At 71.6% G+C, this 24,248-nt stretch carries 24 protein-coding genes, 1 tRNA gene and 1 pseudogene; 14 read left to right on the top strand and 12 right to left on the bottom strand.

Going from position 1 to position 24,248, the window contains the following annotated elements; all coding sequences use genetic code 11:
• Window positions 1-48 precede the first annotated feature (48 nt).
• From IRQ30_RS13020 to IRQ30_RS13010, 3 genes are read right to left on the bottom strand one after another with little or no spacing between them, the layout of a single operon-like run.
• Complete coding sequence (locus tag IRQ30_RS13020; RefSeq protein WP_193613259.1) at window positions 49-924, bottom strand: carbohydrate ABC transporter permease; 876 nt, start codon at window positions 922-924, stop codon at window positions 49-51.
• Window positions 921-1,937: a carbohydrate ABC transporter permease gene (locus IRQ30_RS13015; protein ID WP_193609823.1), complete on the bottom strand. Its 1,017-nt coding sequence runs from the start codon at window positions 1,935-1,937 to the stop codon at window positions 921-923. The genes IRQ30_RS13020 and IRQ30_RS13015 overlap by 4 nt, the downstream gene beginning before the upstream one ends.
• Before the next feature lie 39 nt (window positions 1,938-1,976).
• A complete protein-coding gene (locus IRQ30_RS13010) occupies window positions 1,977-3,374 on the bottom strand; it encodes an ABC transporter substrate-binding protein (protein WP_193613257.1) in 1,398 nt (465 codons plus the stop codon).
• Window positions 3,375-3,506: 132 nt separating this feature from the next.
• Here IRQ30_RS13010 and IRQ30_RS13005 point away from each other — a divergent pair, with 132 nt between their 5' ends.
• Window positions 3,507-4,661 (top strand): ROK family protein, encoded by a 1,155-nt coding sequence (locus IRQ30_RS13005; RefSeq protein WP_193613256.1) that lies wholly within the window; start codon window positions 3,507-3,509, stop codon window positions 4,659-4,661.
• 95 nt (window positions 4,662-4,756) lie between these two features.
• Here IRQ30_RS13005 and IRQ30_RS13000 read toward each other — a convergent pair whose 3' ends face one another.
• Window positions 4,757-5,338, bottom strand: a complete 582-nt coding sequence (locus tag IRQ30_RS13000) for a DUF6461 domain-containing protein (RefSeq protein ID WP_193613255.1) — start codon at window positions 5,336-5,338, stop codon at window positions 4,757-4,759.
• 83 nt (window positions 5,339-5,421) lie between these two features.
• On the opposite strand from IRQ30_RS13000, the gene IRQ30_RS12995 reads away from it, so the two are divergent.
• Window positions 5,422-5,721 (top strand): ROK family protein, encoded by a 300-nt coding sequence (locus IRQ30_RS12995; protein WP_227467521.1) that lies wholly within the window; start codon window positions 5,422-5,424, stop codon window positions 5,719-5,721.
• Between the two features lie 49 nt (window positions 5,722-5,770).
• Here IRQ30_RS12995 and IRQ30_RS12990 read toward each other — a convergent pair whose 3' ends face one another.
• Entirely contained in the window at window positions 5,771-6,478 is a 708-nt protein-coding gene (locus tag IRQ30_RS12990) for a GAF and ANTAR domain-containing protein (protein WP_338089689.1), read from the bottom strand.
• A gap of 52 nt (window positions 6,479-6,530) precedes the next feature.
• The gene (locus tag IRQ30_RS12985; RefSeq protein WP_193613253.1) at window positions 6,531-7,292 is read right to left on the bottom strand and encodes a GAF domain-containing protein; all 762 of its coding nucleotides are present in this window, start codon (window positions 7,290-7,292) and stop codon (window positions 6,531-6,533) included.
• 163 nt (window positions 7,293-7,455) lie between these two features.
• Here IRQ30_RS12985 and IRQ30_RS12980 point away from each other — a divergent pair, with 163 nt between their 5' ends.
• The 5 genes and pseudogenes from IRQ30_RS12980 (at window position 7,456) to IRQ30_RS12965 (ending at window position 10,761) form a co-directional block, all read left to right on the top strand.
• Complete coding sequence (locus IRQ30_RS12980) at window positions 7,456-7,956, top strand: helix-turn-helix transcriptional regulator (RefSeq protein ID WP_338089688.1); 501 nt, start codon at window positions 7,456-7,458, stop codon at window positions 7,954-7,956.
• Complete coding sequence (locus IRQ30_RS12975; RefSeq protein ID WP_193613251.1) at window positions 7,953-8,645, top strand: helix-turn-helix transcriptional regulator; 693 nt, start codon at window positions 7,953-7,955, stop codon at window positions 8,643-8,645. Before IRQ30_RS12980 ends, IRQ30_RS12975 begins: the two co-directional genes overlap by 4 nt.
• A 117-nt stretch (window positions 8,646-8,762) precedes the next feature.
• Window positions 8,763-9,020, top strand: a pseudogene (locus tag IRQ30_RS24375) (SUMF1/EgtB/PvdO family nonheme iron enzyme); the annotation flags it as partial.
• A gap of 83 nt (window positions 9,021-9,103) precedes the next feature.
• The gene (locus IRQ30_RS23820) at window positions 9,104-9,607 is read left to right on the top strand and encodes a formylglycine-generating enzyme family protein (protein WP_338089687.1); all 504 of its coding nucleotides are present in this window, start codon (window positions 9,104-9,106) and stop codon (window positions 9,605-9,607) included.
• A 185-nt stretch (window positions 9,608-9,792) separates the two neighbouring features.
• Window positions 9,793-10,761: an aldo/keto reductase gene (locus tag IRQ30_RS12965; protein WP_193613250.1), complete on the top strand. Its 969-nt coding sequence runs from the start codon at window positions 9,793-9,795 to the stop codon at window positions 10,759-10,761.
• Window positions 10,762-10,839: 78 nt separating this feature from the next.
• On the opposite strand, the gene IRQ30_RS12960 is transcribed toward IRQ30_RS12965, so the two are convergent.
• Window positions 10,840-11,271, bottom strand: coding sequence for a VOC family protein (locus IRQ30_RS12960; protein WP_193613249.1), 432 nt, complete (start codon window positions 11,269-11,271; stop codon window positions 10,840-10,842).
• 102 nt (window positions 11,272-11,373) lie between these two features.
• On the opposite strand from IRQ30_RS12960, the gene IRQ30_RS12955 reads away from it, so the two are divergent.
• Together IRQ30_RS12955 and IRQ30_RS12950 are read left to right on the top strand one after the other, a co-directional pair.
• A complete protein-coding gene (locus IRQ30_RS12955) occupies window positions 11,374-12,330 on the top strand; it encodes a helix-turn-helix transcriptional regulator (RefSeq protein WP_193613248.1) in 957 nt (318 codons plus the stop codon).
• Between the two features lie 72 nt (window positions 12,331-12,402).
• On the top strand, window positions 12,403-13,110 hold the full coding sequence (locus tag IRQ30_RS12950) for a hemerythrin domain-containing protein (protein ID WP_193613247.1): 708 nt from the start codon (window positions 12,403-12,405) through the stop codon (window positions 13,108-13,110).
• Window positions 13,111-13,295: 185 nt separating this feature from the next.
• Here the strand turns inward: IRQ30_RS12950 and IRQ30_RS12945 are convergent, their stop codons facing one another.
• On the bottom strand, window positions 13,296-14,366 hold the full coding sequence (locus IRQ30_RS12945) for a putative manganese transporter (RefSeq protein ID WP_193613246.1): 1,071 nt from the start codon (window positions 14,364-14,366) through the stop codon (window positions 13,296-13,298).
• A gap of 26 nt (window positions 14,367-14,392) precedes the next feature.
• A complete protein-coding gene (locus IRQ30_RS12940; RefSeq protein WP_193613245.1) occupies window positions 14,393-15,313 on the bottom strand; it encodes a manganese catalase in 921 nt (306 codons plus the stop codon).
• Between the two features lie 256 nt (window positions 15,314-15,569).
• Between IRQ30_RS12940 and IRQ30_RS12935 the strand changes: the two genes are divergently transcribed.
• The 5 genes from IRQ30_RS12935 to IRQ30_RS23815 all read left to right on the top strand — a co-directional run bounded on the left by IRQ30_RS12935 (window position 15,570) and on the right by IRQ30_RS23815 (window position 18,533).
• Window positions 15,570-16,292, top strand: a complete 723-nt coding sequence (locus IRQ30_RS12935; RefSeq protein WP_193613244.1) for a BTAD domain-containing putative transcriptional regulator — start codon at window positions 15,570-15,572, stop codon at window positions 16,290-16,292.
• 59 nt (window positions 16,293-16,351) lie between these two features.
• Window positions 16,352-17,002 (top strand): response regulator transcription factor, encoded by a 651-nt coding sequence (locus IRQ30_RS12930; protein WP_338089685.1) that lies wholly within the window; start codon window positions 16,352-16,354, stop codon window positions 17,000-17,002.
• A 50-nt stretch (window positions 17,003-17,052) separates the two neighbouring features.
• Entirely contained in the window at window positions 17,053-17,847 is a 795-nt protein-coding gene (locus tag IRQ30_RS12925; protein WP_193613243.1) for an SDR family NAD(P)-dependent oxidoreductase, read from the top strand.
• A 100-nt stretch (window positions 17,848-17,947) separates the two neighbouring features.
• Window positions 17,948-18,041 (top strand) — tRNA-Ser (locus IRQ30_RS12920).
• 357 nt (window positions 18,042-18,398) lie between these two features.
• Window positions 18,399-18,533 (top strand): hypothetical protein, encoded by a 135-nt coding sequence (locus IRQ30_RS23815; protein WP_264674222.1) that lies wholly within the window; start codon window positions 18,399-18,401, stop codon window positions 18,531-18,533.
• A 214-nt stretch (window positions 18,534-18,747) separates the two neighbouring features.
• On the opposite strand, the gene IRQ30_RS12915 is transcribed toward IRQ30_RS23815, so the two are convergent.
• The 3 genes from IRQ30_RS12915 to IRQ30_RS12905 all read right to left on the bottom strand — a co-directional run bounded on the left by IRQ30_RS12915 (window position 18,748) and on the right by IRQ30_RS12905 (window position 24,212).
• Complete coding sequence (locus tag IRQ30_RS12915) at window positions 18,748-19,755, bottom strand: phospholipase D-like domain-containing protein (protein WP_193613242.1); 1,008 nt, start codon at window positions 19,753-19,755, stop codon at window positions 18,748-18,750.
• A gap of 132 nt (window positions 19,756-19,887) precedes the next feature.
• A complete protein-coding gene (locus IRQ30_RS12910; protein ID WP_193613241.1) occupies window positions 19,888-21,726 on the bottom strand; it encodes a phosphoenolpyruvate carboxykinase (GTP) in 1,839 nt (612 codons plus the stop codon).
• A 644-nt stretch (window positions 21,727-22,370) separates the two neighbouring features.
• Window positions 22,371-24,212, bottom strand: coding sequence for a phosphoenolpyruvate carboxykinase (GTP) (locus tag IRQ30_RS12905; RefSeq protein WP_193613240.1), 1,842 nt, complete (start codon window positions 24,210-24,212; stop codon window positions 22,371-22,373).
• Window positions 24,213-24,248: the final 36 nt, after the last annotated feature.

The following is a 24,248-nucleotide window of genomic DNA, read 5'->3' as shown; positions in this document are numbered from 1 at the left end:
GCGGGACGGCGGGCGGGGCGAGGCGGCGGGCGCGGGTCGCGGCGCGGATCAGCCCTTCTCGGCGCCGGCGGTCAGGCCGCCGGCCAGCCACCGCTCGCTGAGGAAGAACAGGCCGATGATCGGCACCGTGAGGATCACCGAGCCGGCCATCAGCACGGTGGTCGGGACCTCGATGCTGCCGGCGAGCTGCGAGAGACCGAGCGAGACGGTCCAGTTCTCCCGCTTCTCCACGAGGAAGAGCAGCGCGAAGAGGAACTCGTTCCACGCGATCATGAAGATGAACAGCGCGTTCGACATGATCGCCGGCATCGCCAGCGGCAGGCTGACGTGGCGCATCGCCTGCAGGCGGGTGCAGCCGTCGATCGCGGCTGCCTCCTCGATGCTGGCCGGGATCGTGTCGAAGTAGTTGCGCAGCATGTAGATCGACACCGCCGCGACCTGCGCGACGTAGACCACCAGCAGCCCCAGCAGCGTGCCGCGCTGGCCGATGCGCGTGAAGAACACGAACAGCGGGATCGCCAGCAGGATGGCGGGGAAGAAGTAGACGCCCAGGAACACCGCGCTGATCTGCCGGCGACCGAAGAACTCCAGCCGGCTGACGGCGTAGGCGCCCGGGATCGCCACCAGCAGCGTGAGCACGACGGTGCCGATCGCCACGATGAAGCTGTTGCGGATGAAGGTCAGGAAGCCCTGGCCCCCGTCCTCGGTCGAGGCGAGGACGTCGCGGTAGGTGCCCAGGTCGATCTCGCCCGCCTTCGGCCACAGGGCGCCGGGGTCCTGGATGACCGCGTCGAGCGGCCGGAAGGACAGCAGCAGCATGTAGTAGAAGGGGAACAGGCAGATCAGCAGCAGCACGATGATCGTCAGCGGCCGCAGCGCGCCGAGGATCCGCCGCTCGACGGCGTCGCGGTTGAAGGAGCTCATGCCACGTCCTCCGAGCGGCCGAAGAACTTGAGGTAGATCCCGACCAGCACCGCGAGGATCGCCGCCAGCACGAGCGCCTGGGCGGCCGCGGCGCCGATGTCGCCGCGGTTGATGAGGTAGTCGTAGACGCGGACCGCGACGACCTGGGTGCCGGACGCGCCGCCGGTCAGCAGGTAGATGTCGTCGAAGTTGTTGAAGGTCCAGATGAAGCGCAGCACCGTCAGCACCGCGATCGTGGGCAGCAGCTGCGGCAGCACGATGTGGAAGAAGCGCTGGGTGGGCGTGGCGCCGTCGACGGTCGCGGCCTCCTCCAGCGACTCCGGGATCGCCTGCATCCGCGCGGTGATGAAGAGGAACGCGAACGGGAACGAGCGCCAGCCCTCGAAGAGCACGACGGTGAACAGCGACATGCTGACGTGCAGGTCGATGCCGAACGGCGAGATCGGGTCGGAGGAGCTGAGGAACGCGATCGGGTCGTCCCAGCCGAGCAGGCTCGCGCCGTAGTGGTTGACGATCCCGAACTGCGGGTTGAGCATCGTCGACCACACGAAGGTCGCCGCGACCACGGGGGCGACGTACGGCAGCAGCATGCACGCCCGCACCAGCCCACGCCCGCGGAAGGGCCGGCGCAGCGCGAGCGCCGCGACCAGGCCGAGGCCGATCGCGCACGCCGTACCGGCCACGGAGTAGACGAGCGTGGTGACCAGCGCGTCGACGAAGCCCGGTGAGGTGAGGACGTTGGTGAAGTTCTCCAGGCTGTAGTCGCCGATGATCCCGGTCTGGCGCAGGTTGAGCAGCCGCACCTGCTGGAAGGCCAGCGAGAACGTCCACAGGATCGGCAGCACCACCATCGCGAACACGATGACGACGGTGGGCGAGATCAGCAGGTAGCCCGCGCGACGGTCGTCGCTCGCGCGGCTGGCCCGGGCCCGGCGGGACCGGCCGCCCTGGGGCGCCGGGGTGGGCGCCTCCAGGGCGGTGGCCGTCTGGCCGGCCGGTCCGCCTGTGGTCATCGGTGCTCCGGGAGGAGGGGCGAGGTCACCGGACGTCGCTCACTGGGAGTCCTGGACCGAGGTGATCGCCTCGTCGGCGGCCTTGGCCGCCTCCTCGGGGTCGGTGCCGCCAGAGACCTGGTTGACGGCGTTGGCCACGGGCTGCTCGCCCTGGATCGCGCCGAGCAGGTCGCCCTGGCCCTGCGGGATCGCCCAGCGCGCCAGGGTGTCCGCGCCGCCGGTCAGGGCCTCGATGACGTCGGGGCCGTAGAACTGCGAGAGCGGCGCCTTGGTGTCCACGCCGACCTCCATCTTCGCCCAGGCCTCGGAGTACTCCGTGCCGCCGGGGGCGTCGCCGGTGCGGACCGGGATCTTGCCCTCGGGAGCGATCGCGATCCACGGCTCGTAGCCGTCGGTGAGGAGGTACTCGACGAACTGCTTCGCGGAGTCGGTGGCGGAGTCGGCGGTGATCGTCCAGGACGTGATCTCGCCGAACGTCGCCGGCTCGTCGCCCGACGGACCCTGGATCGAGGTCACGACGCCGCTGTTCTCGGCGAGGAAGCCGGGGTCGGCCTTGCACTCGGGGCAGCTCGGCAGGGCGTCGTTGCGCAGCCCGGCCATCTCGTCGAGGATGAAGCTCGACCAGATCAGCATCGCGCCCTGACCGGCGAAGTACGCCGCGCGGGTGGTGTCGACGTCCTGCGCGCCCTCGATCGAGTAGTCCTGCTGCAGCTCGCCGTAGAAGTCGAGCGCCTCGACGCACTCGTCGCTGTCGAAGGTCACCTCGCCCTCGTCGTCGACCATCTCGCAGTTGTTGCCCAGCCCGATCTCCTCGAAGGTCTGGGCGGTGAACGCGTCGCCCGCGACGTTGGCGCCCAGGAAGCCGGAGACGTCGCCGGAGTCGAGCTCCTCGGCGGCGGCCAGCACGTCGTCGTACGTCGACGGCACCTCGAGCCCGGCCTTCTCGAACAGGTCCTTGCGGTAGACCAGCAGCTGCACCCAGGACTCGCTGGGGATCGCCAGCTGGTCGTCGCCGTCGGCGGTCAGCTCCAGCGAGCTCTCGCTGAACGTGCCGGGGTCGAGGGTGTCGAGCACCTCGCCGACGGCGGCGGTGTCCACCAGCTCGTTGGTCGACAGCGTGCGGACCTGTCCGAGCGGCAGGCCGCCGATCACGTCGGGGAGGTCGCCGGCCGCGGCGCTGGACGTCAGGACCTGGTTGAACTGGTCCTCGGCGACCGCGACCAGCTCGACGTCCACCCCGGCGTCCGCCGTGAAGTCGTCGACGATCGCCTGGGTGGCCGCCACCCGGTCCGGCAGGTCCTCCACGATCCAGACGGTGATCTTGCCGCCGTCCCCGCCGTCGCCACCGTCGTCGGAGCTGCAGGCGGCAAGAGTTCCGAGAACGAGGGTCGAGAGCGCGGCGACAACACTGGCGCGGCGCCGACGGGGTGTGGACATGAGGCCTCCGGAAGTTCGGATAGTTTTGTCCAGACATTGGACCTATGTCGTACATCTGTCAAGCATTTGTTGCGCCGTCGTTATACTCAGGTCGCCGCGGCCAGCCGGCCGCCCGCGTCAGAAGAGGTGCTCATGCCCACCGGCCCCGGCGACGTCCTCGACCTGATCCGCCACGGCCGCGCCGGCACCCGCGGCGACGTCCTCCAGGTCACGGGGCTGTCGCGGATGACGATCACCCAGCGCATCGACGCCCTGCTCGCGGCCGGGATGATCGTCGAGGGGCCCACCACCGAGGCCACCGGCGGGCGGCGCCGGCGCAGCCTGGAGTTCAACACCTCCCAGTCGCACGTACTCGTCACCGCCATCGACACCACCCACACCCGGATCGCGGTCACCGACCTCGGCGGGGCGGTGCTGGCCGAGGACTCGATCGAGGTGGCCGTCTCGGCCGGGCCGTCGGCCGTGCTCGACCGGATCGCCTCCGCCTCCGCGGCCCTCCTGGACAAGCACGACCTCGGCCCCGACCGCCTGTGCGGGCTCGGGCTCAGCCTCCCCGGCCCGGTCGACCCCGAGTCGGGGCGTCCCAGCCAGCCGCCGATCCTGCCCGGCTGGGACGCCTACCCGATCGCCGAGCACCTCCAGAGCGCCCTGCCCGGCGTCCCCGTGCTCACCGCCAACGACGCCGACGCCGCCGCGATGGGCGAGTACGCCGCCGGCTACGCCCACGTCCGCTCGCTCTGCCTGGTCAAGGTCTCCACGGGCATCGGCACCGGCATCGTCATCGACGGCCGCTCCTACAGCGGCGTCGACGGCGGGGCCGGCGACATCGGCCACGTCCGCGTCTCCCCCCGCTCCGACGCGCGCTGCCAGTGCGGCCTCACGGGCTGCCTCGCCGCGGTGGCCAGCGGCCGCGCGGTCGCCGCCGAGCTCACCGCCCTCGGCATCCCGGCGACGTCCGGCCGCGAGGTGCGCGACCTGCTCCGCGCAGGCGACGCCGAGGCGGCCCGGCTCACCCAGGAGGCCGGCCAGCGCATCGGCGAGGTCATGGCCACCGTCGTGTGCCTGCTCAACCCCGAGGTGGTGCTGATCGGCGGCGCCCTGGCCTCGGCCTCGCTGCTGGCCGGGATCCGCGAGACCCTCTACCGCCTCGCCCTCCCCCGCGCCACCCGCCACATGGCGCTGCAGCTCGGCACCCTCGGCGAGGACGCCGCCGTCGCCGGCCTCACCCGCCTGGTCGTCGACCAGCAGTTCTCCCCCGACGCGGTCAACGCCAAGCTGCGCGCCTGATCTGCGCTCGCGTCACCAGCGCCTTCCCCCGAGATGTACGTGGCGGCCCGTGGCCTTGACCGACACGTGCGCGCCGGCGGGAGGCACCCGATCGACTAGTGGCCGGCCGCCTCCACCATGAAGAACCGCGACTCCTGGATCGCAGCTACGTCGTCGGCGCTCAGCCGGATCCCGGTGATGACCTCGCTCATCGCGAGGCCGACCGCGAACTCGTCCGGGGCGTCGTCATCGGTCTCCCCGGTCAGGTCGTCATGGACGAGATCGAACAGCGGACGCAGACTCACGGGCACTCTTGAAGGGTCCTCGTACATGTAGTCGTCGGCATCGAAGACCACGTGACCGTCCTTCGCGCAGCCGAACCGCATCCGCGCCTGGACGTTGTTCCGGACCACGGCGGCAGCTCCCCCCTCCGCAGCGAGGCTCGTGAGGGTGGCCGACGGAGGATCGCCGTACCCGCTCACCTCGATCGCGAAGACCCCGCCTGGCACGTCCCGGATCGCCCACGCCGTCGCACTGTCGCCGCCGCGCTCACCATGCCCCAGGGGCTTCTCGAGGTCGACGCCGAGCGCGAGCGCCACCTGCTCACGAGGGGCGGTCGTCGTGAGCACGGTCAGTGCCCCGGTGTACTCGAACTGCTCGGCCACCAGCTCGTGCTGCTCGATCGACACGTCGTTCACCCTGCGACCCTAGGGGCCATCACGTCCAGGGTCCTGGAAGCTCACGAAGCTCGCGCGCCTCCACGACCGACGGCTCGCCGCGCTTGGCAGCCGAGGCGGTCCGGCTCACCCAGGAGGTCGGCCAGCGCATGGGCGAGGTCATGGCCACCGTCGTGTGCCTGCTCGACCCCGAGGTGGTGCTGATCGGCGGCGCCCTGGCCTCGGCCTCGCTGCTGGCCGGGATCCGCGAGACCCTCTACCGCCTCGCCCTCCCCCGCGCCACCCGCCACATGGCGCTGCAGCTCGGCACCCTCGGCGAGGACGCCGCCGTCGCCGGCCTCACCCGCCTGGTCGTCGACCAGCAGTTCTCCCCCGACGCGGTCAACGCCGAGCTGCGCGCCTGAGCGAGGTCGGCTGGGCCAGGTGGCCGTCGCGGATTGCGTCGGCCCCTGCCTAGGCTGAGCCGCCGACCTGCTCCAGATCGGCAAGGACACCCCGCGCGACCGCGACCAAGGGTGTGCGGGTCGACCGGGCGCGTGAGCGCAGGAGGTCGAAGGCCTCCGAGGTCGAGATGGCGTCGGCGTGCGACAGGGCGCCCTTGGCCTGCTCGATGATGACCCGGCTGTTCAGGGCACCTTGCAGCTGTTCGGTGATGAACTCGGCCTGGACCAGGTTGCGCTCGTGCAGGATGGCGATCGTCGCGACGTCCGCCAGGGCCTGGACCACCCGGACCTCGTCGGCCTCGAACTTGGCGTCCTCCGTGCCGAACAGGTTGAGCGCACCGATGACCGTGCTGCGCAGCCGCATCGGGAACGCGTGCACCGACTGGAAGCCCAGAGCACGCGCTTGCGGGGCGAACCTGGGCCAGCGGTCGCCGGCGTGGGCGAGGTCCGCGTTGACGACCGGCTCCCCGGTGACGAGGCAGTCCCGGCAGGGTCCTTCCTCGGCCTGGATCTGGAACAGCTCGAGCAGCTCGCCGGACTCGCTGTTCGCGGCCATGAACCGGACCTGGTCGCGGTGATCGGCCAGCACCAGGCCCACGGCGGAGGCCCCGCTCACCGCGGCGGCCTTCTCGGTCAGCTCGTGCAGGAAGTCGACGAGGTCGTAGTCGTCGACGAGTGCGTCCGCGACCTCGACGAAGAACTCTGACAGGTCGCTCACGGAGATCATGGCTGGGCCTCACACTTGGTTGGGCTGCGCGGAAACTTCGGCATCAACGTGGCTCGCGGTCCGGCATCGCCCGGCCCGCCAGAATGTCTCGAGAGAGAGCGGCGAGGTCCTGGCCGTTCGCCCAAGCATACGCACGCATGCGGGCCAAGGCCTCGGAAAGGCTCACCCCCATCTCCACCATCACGACACCCTGCGCCTGGTAGACGTGGCTGTTGGCCCCGAGCGAGGTGTCGAGGTCCGGCTCGAGCTGGGTGCCTCCGGGCGGGATCGAGCCGTCGAGGAGCACCTCGGTGGCTGCCTGCGAAAAGGCGAGCGCCACCTTGAGCCCCGTGGCGTCGAGGCGATCCCCGGCCGACGCGTACGCGGTCAGCACGCCGAAGATCGAGGCACCGACGTGCAACGGGAAGGCGTAGACCGCTTCGATGCCGGACTGGCAGGCTGCTGGCGCCCAGCCCGGCCACCGGCCCATCCCGTCAGCGCGCAGGTCCGCGACCAGCACGGGACGCTGGGCGTTGAAGGCGTCACGCGTCGGGCCCTCGCCCATGGAGAACTGCATGTCCTCGACCTTGCGCGCCACCTCGGCCGACGACGCCGCCACGGCATGCGCTTCCACGCTCGGCATCAGCGCCACCACCGCGCCCAGCAGGTGCAGCTCGTCGGAGATCTCGCGGCACAGGCGGCCCAGAGCGCCAGTGACCCCGTCGCCCGCTCGGGGGCTGCGCACCGGGTCCTCGGCGTGGGGTCCCTGCGGTTCGCCATCCTTCACGAGGGTGAGTCCTTTGAGCTGCATCGGCGTGCGCGGCACGTCGGCAAGGTCTGGGACGACGGAATCCCTCTCAGGGTAGCCGTTCTGCCGCCAACATGTAGTGTCGACGACAGCACAGTCGTCCCGGACCCCGACGAAAGCACGATCCGAGCTCTCGTCCGGAAGGCCTCTCATGACTGCGCACCAGATCCACCGATCGCCTGTGTGTCGGGCTGCTGCCGCCGTCATCATCGTCGGCCCCGTCGGAGAGTCGGGCCGGTCGGCCCTCCTGGAGCTGCTCGGTCAGGCCTCCAGCACCCACGAGCTCGTCGATGCCGCGATCTTCGAGACCCGGCACGGCACCTCCGAGCTGCTCGAGACCCTCAGTGCCCATGACCTCGTCCAGGCCCTGAGCACGTCGCCGCGCACCGCACCGACTCACGAGTTGGCCGCTGGCCCGTTGTCCCCACGCGAGCTCGACGTGCTGCGGCTCATCGCCATCGGGTTGACGAACCAGGAGATCGCCACCCGCCTGCACCTCAGCATGAACACGATCAAGACCTACATCCGCACCGGCTACCGCAAGCTGGGCGTCGTCCACCGCTCCCAGGCCGTCATCTTGATGCGGGACCACGCGCAGCACCAACCGACGCCGGCAGCAGCAGCACCCGGCCACGCACCCGCGAGCCACACCTCCACGGCCTCAGCCAGAGAAGCACGATGAGCCCGGAAGCCGCCAGGCCGACGGCACTGCGGATCACCCTCACCCACGACTACCCGGTCGTCGACGCCGGGCTGCGCGCCATGCTCAGCGGGTACGAGCACCGCATCCAGATGCTCGACTCGGGGGCCCAGACCGACCCCGACGCGGACGTCGACATCGTCTTGTACGGCACCACCCCAGATGCAGGTGACGGCATACCGCTCCCGACCCTGCCGCGCGGCGCAGGAGCGAGAGTCGTGCTGTTCGCCTGGGCCCTGCCCCCGGAGGCAGTCCTGACGGCACTCGCGCAGGGGGCTGCCGGCTGCCTGTCGAAGACGCTGTCCTCCTCCGAGCTCGTCGACTGCCTCGAACGCATCGTGAACGGTGAACGAGTCGTCAGCGCCGCCACCCTGGTGCAGGGCCGCGCCTCCATGCCCAGCCCCGACGACGGGCCGAGCGATGACCACCAGCTCAGCCCTCGAGAGGCCCAGGTGCTCTCGCTCATCGCCCGAGGCATGAGCACCCGCGAGATCGCGGCCACCATGTTCCTCAGCGTCAACACGATCAAGACCTACATCCGCACCACCTACGCCAAGACCGGCGTGACCTCGCGAAGCCAGGCCGTGATCTGGGCGACCAGCAACAACACGTTCACCCTCGACACCGGCGACGCCGAGGACTCCTCGACGATCGCCTCGCTGGTCGGCTGACCGTACCCACGTCCGCCACCTGCGGGAGGCTGCTCCCACGACGGAGACCCTGGTCCGTACCGACCCAGCCCGCGGCGCACCGGCCGCAGCCGCCTGGTCCGCGGCGGCGCGGCGCGGATGGGCGGGACCGGCTTCTACCCCGAGGAGGAGCCGGTCGTGGAGGTCGAGGTCGGCGACCTGTGGGTCGGCGAGCACCCCGTCACCGACATCGAGTTCCGGCGGTTCGTGAAGGACACCGGCCGCGTCACGGCGGCCGAGCGGGCGCCGGACGCACGGGACTGCCCGGACGCCAGCCCCGACCAGCTGGTGCCGGGTTCGCTGGTCTTCGTCGGGACGCCGCGCCCGGTCCCGCTCGACGACTGGCGGCAGTGGTGGGGCGTGGGTGCCCGGCGCCGACTGGCGCCACCCGCACGGCGCCGGGTCCGACCTGTCCGGCCGCGAGAAGCACCGTCGTGCACGTGGCGCGCCCCGACGCCCTGGCCTACGCCTCGTGGGCCAGTCTGCGGCTGCCCACCGAGGCCGAGTGGGAGCACGCGGCCCGCGGCGGCGTGCCCGGCCGCGCCTACGCCTGGGGCGACGAGCTCGAGGCCGGCGGCCGGGTGCTGGCCAACACCTACCGGGGCGACTTCCCCTGGCGCTCGCTGCACCCGCGCGGTCCCGGCACCAGCGCGGTCGGCAGCGACCCGCCCAACGGCTACGGCCTGGTCGACATGATCGGCAACGTCTGGGAGCGGACCTCCACCCCGTGGACCGAGACCCTCGCCGAGCTGCCCCCCGCGCCTGTCGCCTCCTGCTGCGCGCGCACGGTCGCGGACACCGAGGAGGAGCGCGCCGTGACCACGGGCGGCTCGCACCTGTGCTCGTCGTCGTACTGCCGGCGCTCCCGTCCCGCCGCCCGCCAGGGCCAGGGCGTGCTGAGCAGCACCAGCCACGTCGGCCTCCGGTGCGTCGTCGACGCGTGACCGGCTCCATCCACCGCACCCGTCACACGGACGTCGAGAAACTCACGCTTCCCGTACGAAGCTTCGTACCGGAAGCGTGAGTTTCACCGGGTACCCGGTGAAACTCCTCCGCCCTCACGCCTGCGTGACCCTCCCACAGGCCACCTACGGTGGAGGCACGTCTCGACACACCGGAGGAGCAGGACATGGACTACACGCGTCTCGGCAGCTCGGGGCTCACGGTCAGCGGCATCGCGCTCGGCTGCATGAGCTTCGGCGACACCTCGCGCGGCGCCCACGGGTGGGCGCTCGGCGACGACGCGGCGGAGCCGATCTTCCGTCAGGCCGTCGAGCTCGGCATCACCTTCTGGGACACCGCGAACGTCTACAGCGCCGGCACGTCGGAGGAGATCACCGGCCGGGCGATCCGGCGCTTCAGCCGCCGCGAGGACGTCGTGCTGGCGACCAAGGTCTTCTTCCCGATGCACGACGGCCCGGGCGGCTCCGGCCTGTCCCGCAAGGCGATCCTGGAGCAGGTCGACGCCTCGCTGACCCGCCTCGGCACCGACTACGTCGACCTGTACCAGATCCACCGCTTCGACCCGGAGACCCCGGTCGAGGAGACGATGGAGGCCCTGCACGACGTCGTGCGCGCCGGGAAGGTGCGCTACCTCGGCGCCTCCTCCATGCACGCCTGGCAGTTCGCCACCATGCAGCACGCCGCCGACCTCGGCGGCTGGACCCGGTTCGTGTCGATGCAGAACCAGTACAGCCTGCTCCAGCGGGAGGAGGAGCGGGAGATGTTCGGCCTGCTCGCCCACCAGGGCGTCGGCAGCATCCCGTGGAGCCCCCTGGCGAAGGGCCGGCTGGCCCGGCCGTGGGGCGAGCAGACCCTCCGCTCGGAGAACGACCCGATGGGCCGGCGCTACGTCGACGAGTCCAACGAGCCGATCGTCGCGGCCGTCGGCCGGGTGGCCGAGGAGCACGGCGTCGCGATGGCCCAGGTGGCGCTCGCGTGGGTGCTGCGGCACCCGTCCGTCGACGCCCCGATCGTCGGGCCGACCAAGGAGCACCACCTCGCCGACGCGGTGGCCGCGCTCGACCTCGAGCTCACCGACGACCAGGTCGCCGCCCTCGAGGAGGCCTACACCCCGCGCCTGCCGTCGGGCTACTGACCGACTCGGGGTACTGACCGACTCGGGGTGCTGACCGACTCGGGGTGCTGGCCGACTCGGGCGACCGGCCGACTCGCACTACTGGGCAGCCGGGTCGTAGGCGACCGCGACGTCGAGGACCCAGGTGACGCCGAAGCGGTCGGTGAGCATGCCGTAGAGCGGCGACCAGCCGGCCGGGGCGAGCGGCACGACCACGGTGGAGCCGTCACTCAGCTTCTCCCAGTACGACGTGACCTCGGCCGGGTCGGTGCCGCGCACCGACACGAAGAACGGGTCCTCGCCCCGGCTCCACGGCCGCGCGGACGGCACGTCGTAGGCCATCACGTGGAAGCCGGACTCGGAGCGGACCTCGCCCCACATGACCCAGTCGGCCTCGTCGGGCTCGGTCACGCTGTGCGCGTCGCGGTAGGTGACGGCGACGAGGTCGCCGCCGAAGACCGAGCGGTAGAGCTCGAGCGCGGCGCGGGCGTCGCCGCGGAGGTTCAGGTGGGCGACGGTGGTGATGCTCATGGTTCTCCTCAGGGATGTGGCCCCGGTCCGTCCGGGGCGCTGAGAAGACAGTGACGCCAGTAGCGGTCGGATCCTGTCCGCTACCTGCGCGAGGATGAGGACATGACGAACGGACCCTCCGCCCGGCTGCTGGCGCTGCTCTCGCTGCTGCAGGTGCGCCGCGACTGGCCCGGCCAGCTGCTGGCGCAGCGGCTCGAGGTCAGCCCCCGCACCGTGCGCCGCGACGTCGATGCCCTGCGCGAGCTGGGCTACCGCGTGCACGCGGTCAAGGGTCCCGACGGCGGCTACCGGCTCGACGCGGGCACCGCGCTGCCGCCGCTGCTCTTCGACGACGATCAGGCCGTGGCGCTGGCCGTCGCGCTCCGCGTCGTGGCGGCGAGCGGCGCCGGTGTGGAGGAGGCCGCGGCGCGGGCGCTCACGACGCTGCGCCAGGTGATGCCGTCGCGGCTGCGCCACCGCATCGACGCCGTCCAGGTCGGTGCCGTCGCCACCCGTCGGGAGGGCCGCGTCGACCCGGACGTGCTGGTCGCGCTGAGCACCACCGTCTCCGCCCGCGAGGTCCTGCGCTTCGACTACGGCGCGCCCGAGGACGGCGCACCGCCGCGTCGCGCGGAGCCGCACCACCTGGTGTCGCGCGCCGGTCGCTGGTACCTCCTCGCCTGGGACCTCGACCGTGACGACTGGCGCACCTTCCGCGTCGACCGGGTGCGCCCGCGCACTCCCACCGGACCGCGCTTCACCCCGCGCGAGGTGCCCGGCGGCGACGCCGGCGCGTTCGTGGCCGGCCGCTTCCGTGGCGCCGAGGGTCCCGGCGACTGGCCCTGCACCGGCGAGGTGGTCCTCGACCTGCCCGCCCGCGACGTCACGCCGTACGCGCTGGACGGGGTGGTCGAGGAGCTCGGCCCGGACCGGTGCCGGCTCGTCCTCGGCTCGTGGTCCTGGGCCGGTCTCGCCGCGGCGGTGGCCCGCTACGACGCCGACGTCACCGTCGTCGGGCCGCCCGAGCTGCGCGAGGCCTGCGCCCGACTGTCGGCCCGGCTCGCGGCGGCGGCGGGCTGACGCCGCGCGACGGCCGGAATGACGCGCCGCGACCGCGGGTACCAGCCGGCTCCCCGACCCAGGAGCCCCCTCATGCCCTCCCTCGCCGACCAGTCCGTCGACCAGCTCGGCGGCCCCTGGAGCGTCCTCACCCGCCAGAAGCGCGACCACGTCCGCCTGGACCGCCTCCTCCACGAGCTCGAGGGGACGTCCGGGGCGGCGCAGGAGCGGGTCCTGCACGCCATCGCCCGCCTGGTCTTCCCGCACGCCTTCGCCGAGGAGTCGGTGCTGTGGCCGGTGCTGCGGCGGGTGCTGCCCGACGGCGAGGAGCTCACCCTCCAGGTCGAGCAGGAGCACCAGGAGGTCAACGAGATCTGGTCGCGCCTCGAGAGCAGCGAGCTCGACGCCGAGGAGCGCCGGTCGGCCATCGACCGTCTCGTCGAGGTGCTGCGCGAGGACGTGCGCGACGAGGAGGACGAGCTGCTGCCGCGGCTCCAGGAGGCCGTGCCGCCGAGCCGGCTGCGTCAGCTGGGGGTCGCCTGGGAGGTCGTACGGCGCACGGCGCCGACGCGGCCGCACCCCGTCGTGTCGCGCCGGCCTCCCGGCAACGCGCTGGCTGCCCTGCCCCTGACCGTGATCGACCACGGCCGCGACCTGGTGGACGCGGCCGCCCGTCGTACCGGCGAGGAGACCTCGGCGCGGCTGCGCTCAGCCAGCCAGGCGATGGCGCGGGCCGCGGGACGCATCGAGCACGTCGGCGTGCTGCGCCGGGGCGAGCGCCCCAGCACCCGCCGAGGCTGATGCCTCCCGCGTGACGAGGTCGCGGGCGGCGTGGCGCAGGGCGACCACGACGAGCACGGTGAGCCCTACCGCCAGCCCGTACGTCGTGCCGGTCAGCGCCGCGGCGGCGGCGAGGAGCAGGTGGAGCCGGGTGGTGCCGAGCGTGCCGTGCATGGGGGACCTCCGCAGGGTTCGTCTGGTGCGTGTCAGGTGAGGACGAGCAGGGCCGAGCCGACGAGCAGCGCCGGGACGGTGGTGAGCACGGTCGCCAGCAGGGCGGAGCGGTGCTCCAGGGCCAGCAGCGGCAGCAGGGCGTCGCCGTCCTGGCTGACCATGTTGGCGACCAGCGTGGGCAGCGGCATCCCGCCGGCGAGGAAGATGCCGGCGAAGACGATCTGGACGGCGCACCCCGGGACCAGCCCGATCAGCGCCCCCACGAGGACTCCGGCGACGCCGAGCAGCGGGAGCTGGGAGCCGTCGAAGCCGGTCGTGTGGGACACCACCGACCAGGTCACGTAGGCGACGGCGACCCAGACGGTGACGAACGCGATCTCGTGCCCGCCGTGGCGCAGGACCTGCGTCATCGACGTGGGGTGGGCCGACTCGGTGTCGTCGTCGGCCAGCTTGCCCCCGCCGCGCGCGAACGCGACGACGGCCAGCAGGGTGCCGGCGACGCCGAGCACCAGGTAGAGGTTGTCGGGTTGGAGCAGCTGGAAGGTGACGGGGACGCTGACGGTCGCACCCGTGCCGAGCGTCAGCCACAGCAGGGCAGGGAGCACCCCGAGCTCGTGCAGGCCAGTGGCCGTCGCGAGCCGCACCGCGGGGACCGCGACGGGGGCGACCGGCACCGGACGCCGCTGCGGCGCGACGGCGTCGCGACGCAGGCGCGGCGCGATCCCGAGCGCGTCCACGACGTACCCCGAGGCCGCGCCGGTCACCACCAGCAGCACCTTGAGCTGCACGGTCAGCATCGGGTCGGCCGCGAGCAGCACCCAGGAGGCGTCGCCCATCGTGGCCACGAGGGCCGCGATCGCGGCGCCGTAGGACACGGCCCCCCGGGAGTAGACCGCCATCACGATGATGGCGCCGCCGCAGCCCGGAGGCACCGTGAGCGCCGCGGCCACGAGAGGTCCGAGCCGGCGGTGCCGCACCAGGGCCTCGTCGAGCCGGTGGCCCCAGCGGTAGCGCGCCCACCCGAACGGCGCCACGAGGAGAGCGACGAAGACCCCCACCTGCATGAAGGCGTCTGCCAGCGGCCGCAGCAGGATCTCGGTCATGGTGCTCTCCTCGTGGGTGGGCGGCGTCAGTCGTTCGGCGTGAGCGCGTCCTTGGCCTTGGACAGGAGGTTCTCCGCGCCCTGGACGTAGGCGCCGCCGGCGGTCCCGGGCTTGCCGGGGCCCTTGTGGCCGTCGTACGTCGCGAACAGCAGCGGGTCCGGCGCCGGGACGTCGTTGATGTCGTCGGAGAGCGGACGTCCCTGCTCGAAGCGGATCTCCTCCTCGCCGATGAGCGTGGTGCCCTGGGCCCAACGCCCCTCGTGGGCGGTGCTGTCCTCGTGGAAGCTGTAGAAGGTCCGGGCGGCGTCCTTGTCCTCCTCCTCCTTGAGCGAGTCCTCGAGGCCGTCGGTGTAGCCGTCCTCGATGAGCTGCTCGATGCCCAGCAGCCACTGCTGCTGGTGGAAGGTGTCGCGGCCCAGGTTGAACTTCAGCGTCTCCTTGACCCCGGCGTCGTCGGTCATCTGGTAGACGCGCGCCGTCTGGAGCCGGCTCTGCGCCTCGGCGGCGACGTTGCTGCGGAAGTCGGCGAGCAGGTTGCCGCTCGCGACGATGTAGCCGCCGTTCCACGGGACGCCCTGGCTGTTGGTCGGCATCGCGGCACCGCCGGTGACGATGGCGTGCTGGACGTTCTGCCCGCCAAGCACCGCCGCGAGAGCCGGGTTGGCGGCTGCCGCCTCGGCCTGGGTCTCGGACGGAGCGCCCTCGAGCAGGCGCGCCATCAGCGTCACCAGCATCTCGACGTGACCGATCTCCTCGGTGCCGATGTCGAGGATCATGTCCTTGTACTTGCCGGGGATGCGGCAGTTCCAGCCCTGCCAGAGGTACTGCATCATCACCGTCATCTCGCCGAACTGGCCGCCCACCAGCTCCTGGATCTTGGCCGCGAAGAGCGCGTCCGGGCGGTCGGGCTTGACGTCGTTCTGCAGCTCGATGCTGTGTCGGAACATGACTGTCCTTCCGGAGTGGGGGCGCTGGTCGCTCCCGATGCCACGACCCTTCCGGCCGCCCGTGTCCGGGCCGTGGGTCGGCGCATGGCCCTGGCGTGGCGCTCCGCGTCCCCGCCGCGTCACCACGACGTGACCGTCCGCCCGGGAATCACCCCGTGGGGTGAGACCAGAGTCGCGAGGTCGTGGGCACCTGCTGCAGGCCGAGGAACGACCGAGAGCACCGGGAGGCGCGGTGGAGGCAACGGAGCACCCGCACGTGCGCCTGGGACTGCTGGAGGACTTCGAGGTCACCTTCGCCGGGGAGGTGCTGCACGTCGCGGCGCCGGCCCAGCGCCTGCTGGCGAAGCTGGCCGTCGTGCGGCGCGGCCGGCCCACGCAGCGCACCTCCCTGGCCGAACGCCTGTGGCCCGAGTCGTCGCCCACCCGCGCCGCCTCCAGCCTGCGGTCGGTCCTGTGGCGGCTGCCACGGCCGCGAGGTCGCACGCTCGTCACCTGCACCGCCACGACCGTGCGGCTCGCCGAGGACGTGCGCGTCGACCTGTGGGAGGCCGAGGAGCAGGCCCGGCTCCTGTGTGCCCTCGGGTCGCCTCCCCCCGATTCCCTGGCCGACCTCACCGCCCTCACCCGTGACCTGCTGCCGGACTGGCACGACGACTGGCTGCAGACGGCGCAGGAGAGCTTCCGGCAGAAGCGGCTCCACGCGCTCGAGCGCTCGTCGGAGGCCCTGCGGCAGCGCTCTCGCTACACCGACGCGCTCAGCGCAGGGCTGGGCGCGGTGGAGTCGGAGCCGCTGCGCGAGAGTGCCCACCGCAGCGTGATCGCGGTCCACCTCGCGGAGGGCAACCACGCCGAGGCGCTGCGCCAGTACGACGGGTACCGCCGGCTGCTCGCCTCCGAGCTGGGCCTGCGCCCGTCGCCCGCGATCCGCACCATGGTGGCTCCCCTGCTCGGTCGCCCCGTCGACCTCGCGTCCGGGTGACAGCGGGGCCGGCCGCGTTAAGGTCGGACCTCCTCCCCGTCCCCAGGATCGAGCCGACCGTGACCGCTGCTGCCTCCCGGCCGTTGCGCCTGGCGATCGTCAACGACTACGAGCTCGTCGTGCTGGGCCTCGCGGCGATGTTCGCGCCCTACCCGGACCGGGTCGAGGTGGTGGAGCTCGACAACCAGGAGACCGTCGTCTCCGACGTGGACGTGGTCCTCCTGGACACCTTCGGCTACGTGGCGGGAGACGGCGTCGACGTCGTGGACCTGGTCCGCCCCGGAGGGCCGCGCGTCGTGGTCTTCAGCTCGAGCACCGACCCGCGCGCCGTGGAGCGGGCCCTGGCGGACGGTGCCTCGGGCTACGTCCCCAAGTCGCTCGGCGCGCTCGAGCTGATCGACGCGCTGGATGCGATCCTGGCCGGTGAGAGGTTCGTGCCGGCCGCCGGCGTCGACGCGCTGGACTCCGACCCGGTGCAGCCCGGTAGCGAGTTCGGGCTGAGTCCGCGCGAGGCGGAGATGATGGCGCTGATCGCCAAGGGGCTGAGCAACCACGAGATCGCCGCCACGGCCTACCTCAGCGTCAACTCGGTGAAGACCTACATCCGCACGGCGTACGCCAAGATCGGCGTGAACCGGCGCAGCCAGGCCACCCGCTGGGCCCTGGAGCACGGCTTCGACACCGCCCGGAAGCGCTCGTTCCCGGACTGACCACGCCGCACCCGGGGGATGGAACGCCGCCCCCGGGTTACCGGCCGCCCATGACTACCGACACCTACGCACCCCTGGCCGTCGTCACCGGCGCCTCCACCGGCATCGGCCGCGCCCTGGCCGCGGAGTTCGTCGCGCACGACTTCGACGTCGTGATCGCCGCCGACGAGGTGGCCGTCCACGAGGCGGCGTCCGAGCTGGGCCGCGGCGGCCGTACCGTCGTGCCGGTCCAGGCCGACCTCGCCACCGCCGAGGGGGTCGAGACGCTCGCCCGCGTCGTGCGCGAGCAGGGCCGGCCGGTTGACGCCGTGGCCCTCAACGCCGGCGTCGGCGTCAGCGGGCCCTTCCACCGGTCGTCGCTGGAGGACGAGCTCAACCTCGTCGACCTCAACGTGCGCTCCACCGTGCACCTGGCCAAGCTGCTCCTGCCCGACATGGTGGCGCGCGGCCAGGGGCGGGTCCTCATCACCTCGTCGATCGCCGCGGTGGCGCCGGGGCCGTACTTCGCCACGTACTCCGCCTCGAAGGCGTTCGTGCACTCCTTCGCGGAGGGCATCCGCGAGGAGCTCAAGGACACCGGCGTGACGGTGACGTCCCTGATGCCGGGACCGACCGAGACCGAGTTCTTCACCCGCGCCGACATGGAGGACACCACGATCGGCCAGATGGAGAACAAGGACGACCCCGCCACCGTGGCCCACGACGGCTTCGAGGCGCTCATGGCCGGACGCTCCAGCGTCGTGGCCGGGTCGTTCAGCAACCGGATCCAGGCCGAGCTCGGCACCCACCTGCCGGACGCGCTCGCGACCCCGCTGCTGGCCCGGCTCACCAAGCCCCGGGGCTGAGGCCGCTGCCGCCGCGCGACTCGCCCGAGGGGTGATTCGTCCTGCGGCTGCGCGTCCTTGTAGCCTGTGCTGGCTGTTCCAGGTCCGCCTGGGACGCGGAGGAGGCGTCGCCTAGTCCGGTCTATGGCGCCCGCCTGCTAAGCGGGTTTGGGGCTACAACCCCATCGAGGGTTCAAATCCCTCCGCCTCCGCCATGACGGTGTCCTCGGACACCGGCCGCACCCGGACCCACGGAGACGAGGGTCCGGGTGTCGTGCGTTCGGCCCGTCGCGGGCGAAACCGGACACCGTCGGCCTCGCCGGAACCTTCCCCCTCGTGGCACCGCGGATCGCGGCCACCGTCGGGTACCTTCTGTCGCACGACGGAGGGTCACCCACCGATGGGGCACCCGCGCGCCGCCTCGGGCCCCGGCGATGCACAGTCCTGCACTGCAGCATTCTGCAATGCAGATATATGAGCCAACGTTTCCCTCACCCCTGGCCGCCCCGAGCGACCAGACTCCTTCTCAGGGCCATTCCGTGGGCCCTACAGAGAATGAAGGTGGGAACCCCATGAACATCGCTCGCAAGCTCGGCATCCTCGTCGCTGCCTCCGCCCTGTCCGTCGGCCTCCTCGGCGTCTCGGCTCCGGCGCAGGCCAAGGACACCAGCTGGGGCTGCGGCGGCTACTGCCGCACCGCCCGCTGACCGGCACCACCAGCACCACTCGCACCACCCCCAGAACTTGAGACCCGGGCCCAACCATCCCCCCACTTGTTGGGCCCCCGTGCCACCCCCCGGCCGGTCTCAACGAAGGTGAGGGCGGTGACTCGATCCAGACTCGAGTCACCGCCCTCGCTGCATTCCACCACAGGGCGGCGCACCCGAGCCAGCGTTCCGCGCGGGTGGCCTGGAGGAGGGGTCAGTCGTCGGCCTCGGCCGGCTCGCTGCCGGAGACGCCCTGCTGGCCCATCGTGTAGCCGAGCTGGAAGCGCGTCTCGGCCTCGTACTCCCCCTTGAGGTCGGCCACGTAGCCGGCGTAGGTGCGCGGCGAGACGCCGAGCCGCTTGGCGCTCACCGGGTCGGAGTGACCCTCGATGAGCATCCGGATCGTCATCGCCCGCTGCTCGGCGGCGATGTCCTTCATCATCGAGGCATCGCGGTTGGTGAACGGCCGCGCCCGCTCCCACGCCCGCTCGAAGATGTCGACCAGGTAGGCCACCACCGACGGCTCGCGGATCGCGATGGCGGCGCGCAGGTCCTCGCGGCCCGGGATGACCGCGATCCGGCGGTCGAAGACCAGCATCCGGTTGAAGAACTCGTCCAGCGTGCGCACCTCGGCGCCGCGCGCCGTGACGGCGGCGACGTACTTGTGCGTGATCGAGCTGCGCCGGGCGCTGTGCTGGTAGAGCGTGCGCATCTTCGTGCCGCGCTCGAGCATCTGGGTGTCGCGCAGCGCCGCCGCGGCCAGCGACTGGGCGTCGCGGCCCGTCTGGGGCTGTGCCGTGAGGACCTCGTCCTCGCACTCGGAGACCAGGCCGGTCAGGAAGGGCCCGATCGCCTCGTCGTGGATGTGGGTGAACGGGCCCCGGGCCGACGACATCGGCGAGCGGCGCCAGCTCTGGGCCAGTCCGCCGAACGCCTTGGCCCACTGCGAGGACTCCTCGAGCAGCTGGGCGCCCTCCTGGCTCAGCGGCGACACGATGCGCGACTGGACGCTGGTGGGGTCCTCGGGCAGCCAGGTGTCGGACTCCTGGTCGTGCTGCAGCAGCCCGAGCTCGACGAGCAGGTCGAACGCCGGGCGCTGCTCGGAGTCGGGGGCGATCCGGGCGTCGTCGGCCGGGATGCCTCCCTGGGCCAGGATCGCCTCGAAGAGGCTCGCCGAGCCGCTCTCGAAGACCGCTCGCTCCTCGGGACCGTAGCCAGCCACCGTGCTCCCCTTTCGGCACACCCACCGCACCTGCTCCCCCGAGCGAGACGCATCGTCCCACAATTGGCACAGGCCCCGCCGTGGGGGCGGGGCCTGCGCCGTGCGGTGCGGTGTTGTGGGGCGGGGTGGGGCTCAGACGCCCAGGCGGACCTTGAGTCCGTCCAGCTCGGTCCACAGGACGGCCGGCAGGTCGTCGCCGAACTTCTCGAACCACTCCTGGATCTGCGGGATCTCGGCCTTCCACTCCTCGGGGTCGACCGCGAGGGCCTGCTCGAGGGCGGCGTCGCTCATGTCGAGCCCGTCGACGTCGAGGGAGCCCGGCGCCGGCACGTGGCCGATCGGGGTCTCGACCGACGCGGCCTGGCCGTCGATGCGCTCCACGATCCACTTCAGGACCCGGCTGTTCTCGCCGAACCCGGGCCACAGGAAGCCGCCCTCGTCGTCGCGGCGGAACCAGTTGACGTAGAAGATCCGCGGCAGCTTGGAGGCGTCGTTGTCCTTGCCGACGTTGATCCAGTGGCTGAAGTAGTCGCCGGCGTTGTAGCCGATGAACGGCAGCATCGCCATCGGGTCCCGGCGCACGACGCCGACCTGGCCGACCGCGGCCGCGGTGGTCTCGCTGGACAGCGTGGCGCCCAGGAAGGTGCCGTGGGTCCAGTCGCGAGCCTCGAAGACGAGCGGGATCGTCGTCTTGCGGCGACCGCCGAACAGGATCGCGTCGATCGGCACGCCGCGCGGGTCGTCGTACTCGGGCGCGAGGATGTCGCACTGCTTGATCGGGGTGCAGTAGCGGCTGTTGGGGTGGCTCGAGAGCTCGTCGCTCTCCGGCGTCCACGGCTCACCCTTCCACGACGTGGCCTTGGCCGGCGGGTTCTCGAGGCCCTCCCACCAGATGTCGCCGTCCTCGGTCAGGGCGACGTTGGTGAAGACCGAGTTGCCCTTGTTGATGGTGCGCATCGCGTTGGGGTTGGTGTGCTCGTTGGTGCCCGGCGCCACGCCGAACAGGCCGAACTCGGGGTTGACGGCCCAGAGCCGGCCGTCGGCGCCGATGCGCATCCACGCGATGTCGTCGCCGAGGGTCTCGACCTTCCAGCCGGGGACGGTGGGCTGGAGCATGGCGAGGTTGGTCTTGCCGCAGGCGCTCGGGAACGCCGCCGCGATGTACTTGGCCACGCCGGTCGGGCCGGTGAGCTTGAGGATCAGCATGTGCTCGGCGAGCCAGCCCTCGTCGCGGGCCATCACCGAGGCGATGCGCAGCGCGTAGCACTTCTTGCCGAGCAGCGCGTTGCCGCCGTAGCCGGAGCCGTAGGACCAGATCGCACGCTCCTCGGGGAACTGCACGATGTACTTGGTGTCGTTGCACGGCCACTTCACGTCCGCCTGGCCCTCGGCCAGCGGGTGGCCGACGGAGTGGACGGCCTGGACGAACGGCGCGTCCAGCTCCTCCATGCGGGCCAGGACGTTGCTGCCCATGCGGGACATGACGCGCATCGACGCGGTGACGTAGGCGGAGTCGGTGAGCTCGACGCCGAACATCGGGCTCTCGGCCTCGAGGTGGCCCATGACGAAGGGGATGACGTACATCGTCCGGCCCTTCATGCAGCCGTCGTACAGGCCGCGCATGATGCCCTTCATCTCCTCGGGCGCCATCCAGTTGTTGGTGGGCCCGCAATCCTTCTCGTCAACCGAGCAGATGTAGGTGCGGTCCTCGACGCGCGCGACGTCGATCGGGTCGGAGGCGGCGTAGAAGGAGTTGGGCTTGATGGCCGGGTTCAGCTGGGTGAACGTGCCGGTCGAGACGAGCGCCTCGGTCAGCTTGGTCCACTCCTCGTCGGAGCCGGTGCACCAGTAGATGCGGTCGGGCTGCGTCATGGCAGCCACCTCGGCGACGAAGTCCAGGATGCCCTGGTGGGTCGTGGGGGCGGTGTCGGTCGCCGTGGTCTGGGTAGGGGTCTGCGTGTCGGCTGTCATGCCTGATTTCCCTCTCGCGCCTTGCACGTCGTCACGGCCGGAAGCCGAGAGCGCCGCGTCGTCGAGCGTGTCGACGAAGGTGTCGTGGAATGTGCTGTTTCGTCCGGCTCCATTGCCCGACGAGATGGGTGGGGCGAGGCTAACCCGGCCCAGCGGGTTCACATATTGGATCGATCAATGCGTACGACGACGGCCCGGCGGGCTGACGGGGGGCCGGATCGGTCACCCAGGTCGGCAGTTCGAGCCGAGGACGGACCTGCCTGCGCTGGACCAGCCTGGGGTGGTGACCAACTGCCGACGCTGAGTGTCAGTAGACGCACCACCAGCAACACCAGCCAGAGGGGTGCCGCGCTTTGCGCGGGCGGCGCGGGCGGAGCCCGTGTCGCCCCGTGCGCCGTCAAGCCGGTCGAGAGAGGCTCCGGGTCAAGGACGCCCGAAGGGCGCCGCGAAGCGGGCGAAGCTCCTTGACGCGGAGACGCGACCGGCTAAGCGCGCGGCACCCCAGTCCGGCCCCGAGGAGACAGCCAGAGGTGCGGGGGTCTCGACGGGCGCTCGTCGCTGGCGCTCCTCGCTGCTCGACCACCGGTGGGGTGGTTTCGAGGCTCGCTGCGCTCGCACCTCAACCACCGGGTCCGCCCGATGCGTCAGCCGTCCTCGCGCCCCAGGGCGTCGGCGACGCGGCGGTGGGCCTCCCAGATCGCGTCGGGCATGCGCTCGAACAGCTCGAGGTGCTCGGCGCGGTGCTCCATCTCCTGCTGCCAGCGGGGCGTGTCGATGGTGAGGATCGTGGCCAGGTCCTCGGGGCTGATCTCCACGCCCTCGAGGTTGAGCTCCTCCTCGGTCGGGATGATCCCGACCGGGGTCTGGCGGCCGGTGACCTCGCCGTTGCGCAGCTGCAGCAGCCACAGCAGGGGGCGCAGGTTGTCGCGGTAGCCGGGCCACAGGAAGTGGCCGTCCTCGGGGTCGCGCTGGAACCAGTTGACGTGGGCGAAGATCGGCTGGTCGGTGGCCGCCCCGACGATGTCGAGGTAGTGCTGGGCGTAGTCGCCCTCGCCGTAGGCCATGAACGGGCGGTTCGACATCGGGTCGTAGCGCAGCACGCCCTCCTTGCCCTCCGCGGCCGAGGTGGCTTCCGCGCCGAGCGTCAGCCCGTCGTAGACGCCCTCGGCCAGGTCGTGGATGGCGCGGATGAGTGGCTCGCGGTCGCGGGTGCGGCCACCGAAGATGATCGCGTCGATCGGCACGCCCGGGGCGGCGTCGTAGTCGTCGGCGATGTTGGGCACGTTGTCGAGGGTCGTGGTGAAGCGGCTGTTGGGGTGCGCCCAGGGGGTGTCGTCCTCGTCCTTGCGGTCGGCGATCGGCGCGCCCGTCCAGTCGAGCCAGCCGGTGACGTCGGCGGGCGGCGCCTGGGTGCGGCCCTCCCACCAGACCTCGCCGCTCTGGGGGTTGTAGGCGACGTTGGTGAAGATCGTCTTGGTGCCCTCGTCCAGCGACGCCAGCGCCGTGGGGTTGGTCTTCTCGTTCGTGTCCTTGGCGACGCCGAACACGCCGTACTCGGGGTTCATGCCCATGAGCCGGCCGGTGCTCTCGTCGACCCACAGCCACGCGATGTCGTCACCGTAGAAGGAGACGTGGTAGCGGTCGCCCAGGGCGTCGGGGGCCAGCATCATGGCGAGGTTGGTCTTGCCGGACGCACTCGGGAAGCCGCCGCAGATGTGGTAGTCCGTGCCGGTCTGCTTGTCCTTGATCCCGATCAGCATGTACTGCTCGGCGAGGAACTTCTTCGACGCCCAGCCGTCGTAGGCGCCCTGGCGCAGGCCGTGGGCGATCTTGCCCAGCAGCGCGTTGCCGCCGTAGGAGGAGCCGAAGTGCAGGATCGTGCGCTCGTCGGCGACCGTCACGAAGTAGCGCTGGTCGTCGGGCGTGCCCTGGCCGAGGTTCTCCAGGTCACCGGTCACGTGGACGGCCCGCACGAAGTGGGAGGGGTCCTCGAGGTCCTCGAGGAAGTGCGCGCCGACGCGCGACATCCGGATCATGTGCAGCACGACGGTGCGGGTGTCGGTGAGCTGGACGCCGGCGGCCCAGGGCGCCAGGTCGTTGCCGGGAGGCGACATCAGGTAGGGGATGACGTACATGGTCTTGCCGGCCGACTGCCCGCGCATCAGGTCGTGCAGGAGCGGCTTCATCTCCGAGGCGGGGCGCCAGTTGTTGTAGACGCCCTTGTCCTTCTCGTCGCCGGTCGCGACGATCGTGCGCTCCTCGGAGCGGGCGGTGTCCTTGTGGTAGCTGCGGGAGTAGTAGCGCCCCTCGCCTGCCTGGTGCAGCTCGCCCGCGTCCAGGGACTCCTGGATCAGCCGGGCGTCGTCGGCGGCGCTGACGACCTCGATGCGCTCGGCCCCGGTCAGGTCCGCGTAGTGGCGGACGTACTCGAGGACGTGGGGATTGGTCAGTCCGGCAGCCTCCAGGGCCGCCTCAACATCTGCCATCTCTGCCTGGCTCCCTCTTCTGGAACTGCCGTCGGC

The organism is Nocardioides lijunqiniae, assembly GCF_015024225.1.
Lineage (GTDB): Bacteria > Actinomycetota > Actinomycetes > Propionibacteriales > Nocardioidaceae > Nocardioides > Nocardioides lijunqiniae.
This window is presented reverse-complemented; position numbering and strand designations above follow the sequence as displayed.

Coding starts and splice junctions, on each gene's coding strand:
- IRQ30_RS12945 (WP_193613246.1), bottom strand. CDS start 14,366: ATGACCGAGATCCTGCTGCGGCCGCTGGCAGACGCCTTCATGCAGGTG.
- IRQ30_RS13005 (WP_193613256.1), top strand. CDS start 3,507: ATGCCCACCGGCCCCGGCGACGTCCTCGACCTGATCCGCCACGGCCGC.
- IRQ30_RS13015 (WP_193609823.1), bottom strand. CDS start 1,937: ATGACCACAGGCGGACCGGCCGGCCAGACGGCCACCGCCCTGGAGGCG.
- IRQ30_RS12940 (WP_193613245.1), bottom strand. CDS start 15,313: ATGTTCCGACACAGCATCGAGCTGCAGAACGACGTCAAGCCCGACCGC.
- IRQ30_RS12975 (WP_193613251.1), top strand. CDS start 7,953: ATGAGCCCGGAAGCCGCCAGGCCGACGGCACTGCGGATCACCCTCACC.
- IRQ30_RS12905 (WP_193613240.1), bottom strand. CDS start 24,212: ATGGCAGATGTTGAGGCGGCCCTGGAGGCTGCCGGACTGACCAATCCC.
- IRQ30_RS13010 (WP_193613257.1), bottom strand. CDS start 3,374: ATGTCCACACCCCGTCGGCGCCGCGCCAGTGTTGTCGCCGCGCTCTCG.
- IRQ30_RS12925 (WP_193613243.1), top strand. CDS start 17,053: ATGACTACCGACACCTACGCACCCCTGGCCGTCGTCACCGGCGCCTCC.
- IRQ30_RS13020 (WP_193613259.1), bottom strand. CDS start 924: ATGAGCTCCTTCAACCGCGACGCCGTCGAGCGGCGGATCCTCGGCGCG.
- IRQ30_RS12960 (WP_193613249.1), bottom strand. CDS start 11,271: ATGAGCATCACCACCGTCGCCCACCTGAACCTCCGCGGCGACGCCCGC.
- IRQ30_RS12965 (WP_193613250.1), top strand. CDS start 9,793: ATGGACTACACGCGTCTCGGCAGCTCGGGGCTCACGGTCAGCGGCATC.
- IRQ30_RS23815 (WP_264674222.1), top strand. CDS start 18,399: ATGAACATCGCTCGCAAGCTCGGCATCCTCGTCGCTGCCTCCGCCCTG.
- IRQ30_RS12950 (WP_193613247.1), top strand. CDS start 12,403: ATGCCCTCCCTCGCCGACCAGTCCGTCGACCAGCTCGGCGGCCCCTGG.
- IRQ30_RS12955 (WP_193613248.1), top strand. CDS start 11,374: ATGACGAACGGACCCTCCGCCCGGCTGCTGGCGCTGCTCTCGCTGCTG.
- IRQ30_RS12910 (WP_193613241.1), bottom strand. CDS start 21,726: ATGACAGCCGACACGCAGACCCCTACCCAGACCACGGCGACCGACACC.